Here is a 9,366-nt window from a genome sequence, read left to right on the forward strand (position 1 = left end):
AATACTAAATATTTTTTTAGCTTGATTTCCTCTTACCACGAATGCACGAATTTTTAGCTTGTTTGACGGCACGAGTTAAAAACTCGCGCTAGCCTTTGAGATTATTAGACTTACTTGATACGTCTTTGCGAACGAAGTGAAGCAATCTGTTTCTAAAAAACTAGATAGTTGTATGATTTCTTTACAACGAATATTTTTAGCTTGATTCTTCGGTATTTTGAGATATGAACTTTCCTTTGAAACTTCTCAATACTAATGTCTCAATACTCAATACTTTTTTAGTTTGTTTGGTAGTACGAAGTGAAAATTTACGTTGGCTTTACACAAATGGTTTCAAAGTATTTCTCGATACAACAAATCATAGATTTGCCACTCGAAATGACGTTTGAAAACTCTCAATACTAATGGCTAAATACTAAAATCTACCCAACATAGACTTCCAAAAGTTCAGAAGCTTCATCTGTGCTTATTTTTATGTTTTTGAGTGCCGCTGGCAGTAATAACGTTTCGCCAAATTTGAGTACTTCTTTGTATTTGTCGGTTTCAAAGGTGACGTTTCCTTTCACACACATGTAAATGACAAATGAATCTTTGTCGTCATGGTTGCGTGTCAATTCTCCTGAAAAGGGAATAAGATTTGTTGTGAAATACGGACAATCCACAATAGTAGTTACTTCGTTTTGCGTTTCTTGATAGTCCGTTTTGTAGTTTGTATGTAATGTGTAATCGATCGCATCTATGGCTAAATCAGTATGCAGTTCACGCCCATTTCCTTGTGCATCTACTCGATTCCAATCGTAAATTCGATATGTAATGTCTGAAGTTTGCTGAATTTCCGCTAAGACAATTCCGCCACCAATGGCATGAATTCTGCCCGTAGGCAAAAAATATACATCGCCTTTTTTTACTTCTTCAAAGTTAAGAATTTCGGTAAGTGTATTGTTTTTAAGATGTTCTTGATATTGTTCTTTGGTAACTTCTTGATTGAAACCCACCATGAGTTTGGCGCCTTCATCTGCTTGCATTACATACCACATTTCCGTTTTTCCGAATGAGTTGTGGCGTTCTTTTGCCAATTGATCGTTTGGATGTACTTGGATAGATAAGTCACTTTTAGCATCTATGTATTTGATAAGCAGTGGAAATTTTGTTCCGAATGCATCGTATACTTTTTTTCCTAATAGTGCTGATTGATAGGTTTCGCTAAGTTCTTGAAGTGTTTTGCCTTTTAGTTTGCCTGTTGCTACTACAGACGGTTCGCCTTTTACATCCGATACTTCCCAACTTTCGCCAATAGCGTCTCCCGAACTATTTTTGTTGAGTTGCGTTCGTAATTTGTCGCCTCCCCAAATACGTTCTTTGTAGATTGGTTCAAATTTTAAAGGATGTAATTTCATATTTTTATTCTCCAGTATATTTTACAAAGTTCCTTGGCGTTTCGTATAATACAACTTCTAATTGTAATGAAGGACTGATGTGTTTTCTGAGCTTATTCCAAATGACTACTACAATGTTTTCTGCCGTAGGATTTAAGTTTTTAAATTCCGGAACATCCAAGTTTAAGTTTTTATGATCAAACGCATCTTCTACTTCTGACTTAATAAGATCTTTTAGGATTTTTACATCCATTACATATCCTGTTTCTGGATCAATTGGTCCTTTTACACTCACAATCATTTCATAGTTGTGTCCATGAAAGTTTGGATTGTTACATTTACCAAAGACTTCGTTGTTTTTAGCATCGTCCCAATCTGGTCGATACAATCTGTGTGCAGCGTTAAAGTGTGCTTTTCTACTTACGGTAACTTTCATGTGTTATTTTGTTTGTCTTTTATTGGTCACATGCTGTTCGCTATTAACCATTCCCTTTGGTAATATTTTTTTTAACATGCTCGTTTCATGTATCGACTTTTATGTGTTTGTAAAATTTTTCAAATATGATTTTAAACCAAGCTGTATACATGTCCGGATTTGCCGCAATATCATCTTTCACCGCTTGCACGTCCATCCATTTCCAAGAAGCTACTTCATCCGGATTGATGCTGGGTTCGTCATTGTACGTTCCTATGATTACATGATCGTATTCATGCTCGGTTAATCCGTTGTCAAAAGCTGCTTTGTATATAAACGAAACTGCTTCCGCAAGTTCGGTAACAAATCCCATTTCTTCTTGCAATCTTCGTTTACCTGCACCAATGTTACTTTCACCTTCACGTTGGTGACTGCAACAGGTATTGGTCCATAAACCTGGAGAATGGTATTTATGTAAAGCGCGTTGTTGTAGCATGAGTTCTCCTTTGTCGTTGAGAATGAATACGGAGAAAGCTCTATGCAATACAGCTTTTTCATGCGCTTCTATTTTTTCCATAACGCCGATTTGTTCGTCGTTTTCGTTTACTAGAATTACGTTTTCTTTTGTCATATTTTTTGTTGGAACACAAATTTACGAAATAGCTTTTTGTGAATATTATACTTAGTTGCTATTTTTTAGTTAAAATTAACATAAGTTTTTTTATTATCAGTATGTTTCTAAAGGTTTGACAAGATATATTTTTCCTGTTTTTATCTATTTTGAACTATTTATCACACGACTAGTTACTCTTTTTCCTTATATTTAGGATATCTTACATGAACAACCGACACCAACTATTATTTATGAAAAAACATTACATTGCACCTTTTTTATTGCTCTTTTCAGTATTTGTTTCTTCTCAAAACGTTGGAATTCTTGAAATTGTTTCTCCTGATGTAACTAATTTTTGTTCGAATGTTTCTGAAACATTCACTGTTACAATAAAACCAGATCATAGTGGTAGTTATGACGGATTAGTGCCTTGTTTTTATCAATTAAACAGTGACACTATCGTTCAAGAAGACTTAAATTTTGTCTCGTTTTTAAATCTAAATAATAGTTTTTCGCAAGAAATTAGTCCGATACAAGGAATGAATACTTTGCGAATTTGGACCGATTTACCAGGAGATTCAGATGCTTCTAATAACGAAATTGAAATTCAGTTTGATTATTCTATAAATGATCCAACAACTCCTTGGACAGAAGATATGGAAGCTTTTCCAGCAATTGATAATCCTGGCGCTAATATCGCTTGTTGGGAAGTTTATTCTGTTGGGATAGACGGACAACCTGACGCACTCTCTACTTGGGGAGTTATTGATGCAAGTGCCTACCCTAATGCACCAATGCCCGCAAGTGGCAACAAGGTTTTTTCTCCTACGCTTCAATCTAATTTGTTTAGCAGTCTTTATTTGGTGAGTCCGGATATAGATATAAGTACATTGAGTTTGGCTGAATTGAGTTTTGATTATCATGTGTATGGACGATTTCAAGGAGAACTTTCTGTTGATATTTATCACAACGGCGCATGGACTAATGGTATAGGAGCTGTTACCAATGCAGAAAGACAATTGGAAATAAGTGATCCTTGGAAAAAGAAAACGATTTTATTAGACGGCTATGACGGTAGTATTAAAATTCGATTTACGTATGCTGATATCGATTGGGTTGGTTGGTATTCTGGCGATTATACGAATGGAAGTTTTACAGGAATTGATACGATTGAAGTGAAAGAAGCGCCTAGTTGCCCGTCTCCGAAAAATGTTATGATTCCTTTTGATGAAATTACAACAGAAACTGCAAACATTACTTGGACTGCTGGACATACAGAAACAAATTGGAAAATTGAGTATCGACCAATCGGTTTTACGCCGGGAACGGGAATTACATTACAAACTTCTCAAGCTTCCTATACAATTACAGGACTCACGGCAGGAACTGAATATGATGTATATGTACAAGCAATTTGCGGAGCTGTCGCTGGAACAGATGATAGCGCTTTGGTAACTTCAAATTTTCAAACCGTTTGTTCCGTTGTAGCACCTTGGACAGAAGATGTTGAGTTGCAATCAGGAACAACAAGAGGAGTTATAAATAATTGCTGGAAAACGGATCGGTATGAGACACATTTATACCGCTGGGATATTGTAAACAATGGCGGCGGAACTCTTAGCAATAATACTGGACCATCACAAGCGTATGAAGGAACTAATTATTTTCATATTGAATCTTCTCATATTAATGGCGGAAGCAGTTTTGCCATTGCTCCAGATGCTTCGTCTATCTACTCGCCTTTTATAGATGTATCTGGCTTAACAACTCCAGCTGTAAAATTTTATTATCACATGTACGGAGCAAATATTGGGTCTTTGAGCGTTGCTGTTTTTGCTAACGGAAGTTGGACAGAAGATGTGCATGTCATTTCTGGAGAACAACAAACAGCTAGCAATGATCCTTGGCTAAGTACACTTGTAGATTTAAGTGCTTTTTCTGGCGAAATTAGATTGCGATTTACAGGCATGTCAGCTTCCCAAGAACTACATCCGAGTGATATGGCAATTGATTTTATTCAAGTTAATGAATTTCAAGTATTAGCTACTTCGGAAGTGAGTTTAGATTTGGGAATTGTGATGTACCCAAATCCTGTGGACGACATTCTAAATATACAATCGCAAGAAAATATTGACTCCATTAAAATATGTAATATAGAAGGGAAAACAGTGTTGAATTTTTATTCAACTACAAACGAAAATATTAAAATCCCTGTAGCTAAATTTGCAACAGGAATGTATTTTATTGAAGTTACTAGCAAACAAAAAAAGGAAGTATTTAAAATGGTAAAACGCTAATACAGTTCTTTATTATAATAAGCGTATCGCATCTAACATCTTACTTTTGTTCGCAATCCTTTATAGCAATCTTTGTATCTTTTGGTGTGTCTGCTTTTGTGGGAATGAAACTTACCATTATAGAATCGTTTTGTAACGTCCACGTTCCGATATGTGTTTTTTTTCTGAACATGGAAACGGAATAACTACAGATATTTTTTTCATAGAAAACCCATTCGACACTTACCATTTTCATATTTTTATTTTGATAGTATATGGTATCCAAAAATTTAAGTTCAGACGAACTTACTTTTAAATTGATTGTTCTTGCACAAGAAGATAGTATGAGCAGTAGTGAAACTATAAAAAATAAGGCATTATTTTTCATTTTTGGTATGTATTAAAAGATCGGCTCAATTCACAAGATACTAAAAAAGCATTCTAAAGTAAATTAGAATGCTTTTTTATGTTGTATGTTTTTTATTTTATCGTTCTGTAACGATGAATTCACTTCGCCTGTTGAGTTGGTGTTCTTCTTCAGAACATTTGACACCATTGCTACAATTGTTTACCAAACGTTCTTCTCCGTAACCAGCTCCTATGAGTCTGCTACGGTCAATTCCTCTGGAAATTATATATTCGATTGTAGATTTGTTACGACGTTGCGATAATTTTTTGTTATACGCATCTCTACCACGACTATCCGTATGCGAACGTACGTCAATTTTAAGCGTTGGGTATTTATTCATCACAGCCACTACTTTTTGCAATTCCGCCGCAGCGTCAGGACGAATATTCGATTTATCAAAGTCAAAGTAGATTATTGGAATGTTTAATATTTTTGCTAAGTCATCACCTACTTCAAAAGGAACTTCTTCTTTTTCAAGCAATAATACTGTTGATCGTACACCAGCTTCTGCTGTTTTTGGCAACAATACTTCGGCAGTGTTGTAATCTTTTTTAGATCCTCTTACAAAGTATACTTCTTCACATTCTAGAATTGCTCTGAATCTAAAGTTTCCTTGTTCGTCACTATAGGTATTTTCTAATTCTGTATTGTCTTTGTCAAATAATTTCACTTGCGCACCTACAAGAATTTCATTCGTTTTAGAGTCTTTTACCACACCAATAAGTTCTTGCTCACATGTCCATTGAATTGGTTTCATTTCAAGGAATGAATAAATATCATCATCGCCTTGTCCACCATCACGATTAGACGCAAAGTATCCTTTTTTAGTTTTTGTATTGATGATGAATGAGAAATCGTCAACAGGACTATTCACTGGTTCACCAACATTGTAAATTATTTGTTCTTCATCATCTAAACGCATCACAAAAACATCCAATCCACCCAAACCAACATGTCCGTCAGATGAAAAGAATAATTCGTTGTCTTGACTTATAAATGGGAAGTTTTCTCTAGCTTCCGTATTGATTCCTTTTCCTAAGTTTTTAGGTTCGCCAAAAGTTCCATCATCATTGATTGTCGCCATAAATAAATCTGACTGACCAAGTGTTCCTGGCATATCAGAAGCAAAATAAAGTGTTTTTTCGTCTACGCTTAACGCTGGATGTGCTACAGAGTACAAATCACTGTTAAATGGTAATTCTTCAATATTTATCCAACGACCATCTTCGCGTGTTGCTCTGAATATTTTTAGTTTGTTGATTCCTTTTCTATCCTTTTTGTATTTTCCTTTGTAGTAATTGTTACGCGTAAAATACATGGTGTTTCCGTCTTTGGTAAACACTGTGGTAGATTCGTGGTATTTTGTATTGAGTTTTCCTGAGAATTTATCAACATTTGCCAAACTTCCGTTGTCAGCAACTTCTGCTCCGTATAAGTCTAAGAACGGACGTGCATTCCATTTGTGTTTGTAACGTTGTGCAACACCTGTATCTCTTGCTGAAGAAAACACTAAGTTATTTTCCAGATAGAAAGAAGGTGCAAAGTCAGAATATGGTGAGTTTATGCCTAAGTTTTCAATACGAAAACGACCTGATTGTTCTGCTATTTGATCAAGATAATTACGTGTGTTCATAAACTTTGTTCCACGAATATCGTTTCCTGTAAGCTTACTAAATTCTTGCATTTTTTGATCAGATTCAGCATAGCGTTTCACGGCTTTTAAGCTTTGTGCATAGCGAAAATAATATTCTGGTGCTACTTCTTCTCCTAGTTTAAATAGTTCGTCATACCATTTTGCTGCGTTTGTCAAATCGGCATTGTAATAGTATGAGTTTCCAAGTTTTTCAAACAGTTCTTTTGATTTGTATCCTTCTTCAGCAACTTCTTCATAGATTTCTATGGCGTTTATAAACGCATAGCTATCGTATTTTTCGTTTGCTTTGTCAAGTTTGTCCTCCTGTGCATATCCTACTAGGACGAATAAACTTACTAAAGTGTATATGAAATATTTTGTTCGTGTCATCATCGTTAGTTTTAGAAGAATCTTGGTGAGATTATTTTATCACGGTTATTAAACAATTCGAAACGTAAGAATACTTCGTACGAACCATCATTAAATTGTGTGTTTCCTAGTTCGGTAATTTCACGGTCATACGCAAAACCGACCATAAAACTGTCTGATAGTTGCAACCCGACCAATCCACTAAACGCGGTACTCCATCTGTAGGCTGCTCCTAGTGTAAGTTTGTCATTGATTAGGAAGTTGGCTGATAAATCTGCCTGTAAAGGCGCTCCAGATACTGCTTTGAATAGTACTGCAGGTTTAAATTTTACGCTATCACTCATATCAAATACATATCCACCTATTAAGTATAAGTTGATACGTTCTCTGGCCACAGATAGTGAAGATTCATCAAAGTGTTTTGTTTCTAATAAGTTTGGTGCTGATAGTCCAACATACCATTTTTCAGAGTTTCTATAGTAAATTCCGGCTCCTACATTTGGCGAGAATTTATTATCAATATTGCTTTGTAATAATACATCATTGGGACTGTATTCGTTTAAACAATCAAAACATACATCAAGTAAGTGTCCACCTGCTTTTATCCCGAAAGATAATTTGCCTTGCTCAGATGTTTTTATAGTATACGAGAAATCGATATCAAAATAGGTTTCATCAGTTGGTCCTAGTTGGTCATTTATAATAGAAACTCCTAATCCTACTTTTCCTGTTCTTCCTATTGGTGTATGTAAATTTAGTGTTTGCGTACGTGGCGCACCTTCTAAACCTACCCATTGTGAACGATGTAATCCCGCAATACTAAGTACTCCTCTCGATCCGGCGTAGGCTGGATTGATAGTCATGGTATTATACATGTACTGCGTATACTGAGCGTCCTGTTGACCGTAACTTTCTATTGAAAATACAGTGCTCAATAAGACTATGATGATGATTATTTTATTTCTCATTATAGTAAGCTATGTTTTTGTTTATTAGTTATAGCGTACATACTATCGAAATAGTATGTACGCTTGTATTATTTATCGTTGTATATATAAGTAACCGGCTTTGCTTTTGTTTACACCATTGGCTACATAATCAACAACGTAGTAATATGTTCCTACTGGTAACAGTTTGTTTTTCTGAACTGTAACTCGACCGTTAGATATACCTCGGAAATAGTTTCCGTTTTGTCCATATCCTTGTGTCTCGTACACTAAAACTCCCCATCTGTTATAGATACGTACTGTGTTGTCTGGGAACATTTCAATGTTTCTTATAGTGAATACATCGTTATCTCCATCTCCGTTTGGCGTTACCGCGTTGAAGAATTCCAAGTCATCTTCTACAGTATTTGAATTGTTGATATCTAAGAAGTTTGGAATTCCATCACCATCTTCGTCATCAGTTCCATCTGGTCCGTTTGGTATTCCGTCTCCATCACAATCTCCATCTATCCACTCTTGACTAGGATCTAATGTGATATCAATAACATTCAAGTCACATGGATCATTTGGATCGGTTGGATCGTCTCCGTTTGGTGGATTCAATTCGTCTCCATTTGATACTCCATCTCCATCACAATCTGCTGCTAAATATTCATCGCTTTGCATTATTGTAACATCTTCTGCATTAGAATCACATGGATCGTTTGGATCAGTTGGATCGTCTCCGTTTGGTGGATTCAATTCGTCTCCGTTTGATACTCCATCTCCGTCACAATCTGCTGCTAAGTAATCTCCAGAAGGTGTAACTGTAATATCAACTGCATTAGAATCACATGGATCATTTGGATCAGTTGGATCGTCTCCGTTTGGTGGATTCAATTCGTCTCCGTTTGTTACGCCATCGCCATCACAGTCTGCTGCTAAATATTCTCCTGTTTGCGCTACTGTTTGATCTCCGTTTACGAAATCACATGGATCATTTGGATCTGTTGGTGTTTCTCCATCTGGTGGATTTAACTCATCTCCGTTTGTTACTCCATCGCCATCACAATCTGCTGTTAAGTAATCTCCACTTACTGCTACTGTTTGATCGCCGTCAATGAAATCACATGGATTATTTGGATCTGTTGGTGTTCCGCCGTTTGGTGGATTCAATTCGTCTCCATTTGATACTCCATCTCCATCACAATCTGCTGCTAAATATTCATCACTTTGTGCTAGTGTTACATCATCTGCATTAGAATCACATGGATCATTTGGATCAGTTGGTGTTCCTCCGTTTGGTGGATTCAATTCGTCTCCATTTGTTACTCCGTCTCCATCACAAT

Annotated in this window: 8 protein-coding genes; 1 reads left to right on the forward strand and 7 read right to left on the reverse strand. The window is 36.0% G+C overall.

Features of this window, described 5'->3' with window-relative positions:
• Window positions 1-422: 422 nt before the first annotated feature.
• The 3 genes from AB8B65_RS20560 to idi all read right to left on the reverse strand — a co-directional run bounded on the left by AB8B65_RS20560 (window position 423) and on the right by idi (window position 2,422).
• A complete protein-coding gene (locus AB8B65_RS20560) occupies window positions 423-1,397 on the reverse strand; it encodes a type I phosphomannose isomerase catalytic subunit (RefSeq protein WP_405303158.1) in 975 nt (324 codons plus the stop codon).
• 4 nt (window positions 1,398-1,401) lie between these two features.
• A complete protein-coding gene (locus tag AB8B65_RS20565; protein WP_405303159.1) occupies window positions 1,402-1,812 on the reverse strand; it encodes a 6-pyruvoyl trahydropterin synthase family protein in 411 nt (136 codons plus the stop codon).
• A gap of 85 nt (window positions 1,813-1,897) precedes the next feature.
• Entirely contained in the window at window positions 1,898-2,422 is a 525-nt protein-coding gene (idi, locus tag AB8B65_RS20570) for an isopentenyl-diphosphate Delta-isomerase (protein ID WP_405303160.1), read from the reverse strand.
• 233 nt (window positions 2,423-2,655) lie between these two features.
• On the opposite strand from idi, the gene AB8B65_RS20575 reads away from it, so the two are divergent.
• Window positions 2,656-4,701: a T9SS type A sorting domain-containing protein gene (locus AB8B65_RS20575; RefSeq protein WP_405303161.1), complete on the forward strand. Its 2,046-nt coding sequence runs from the start codon at window positions 2,656-2,658 to the stop codon at window positions 4,699-4,701.
• Window positions 4,702-4,741: 40 nt separating this feature from the next.
• Here AB8B65_RS20575 and AB8B65_RS20580 read toward each other — a convergent pair whose 3' ends face one another.
• From AB8B65_RS20580 to AB8B65_RS20595, 4 genes are all read right to left on the reverse strand, one after another.
• Window positions 4,742-5,068, reverse strand: coding sequence for a hypothetical protein (locus AB8B65_RS20580; protein WP_405303162.1), 327 nt, complete (start codon window positions 5,066-5,068; stop codon window positions 4,742-4,744).
• A 97-nt stretch (window positions 5,069-5,165) separates the two neighbouring features.
• Window positions 5,166-7,112 (reverse strand): OmpA family protein, encoded by a 1,947-nt coding sequence (locus AB8B65_RS20585; RefSeq protein ID WP_405303163.1) that lies wholly within the window; start codon window positions 7,110-7,112, stop codon window positions 5,166-5,168.
• Between the two features lie 11 nt (window positions 7,113-7,123).
• Window positions 7,124-8,059 carry a type IX secretion system membrane protein PorP/SprF gene (locus AB8B65_RS20590; protein ID WP_405303164.1) on the reverse strand — a complete coding sequence of 312 codons (936 nt, stop codon included), beginning with the start codon at window positions 8,057-8,059 and terminating at the stop codon, window positions 7,124-7,126.
• A 72-nt stretch (window positions 8,060-8,131) separates the two neighbouring features.
• Window positions 8,132-9,366: gliding motility-associated C-terminal domain-containing protein (locus tag AB8B65_RS20595; protein WP_405303165.1), on the reverse strand; the 1,235-nt coding region annotated here is incomplete at its 5' end.

This window comes from Kordia sp. (assembly GCF_045105435.1).
Taxonomy (GTDB): domain Bacteria; phylum Bacteroidota; class Bacteroidia; order Flavobacteriales; family Flavobacteriaceae; genus Kordia.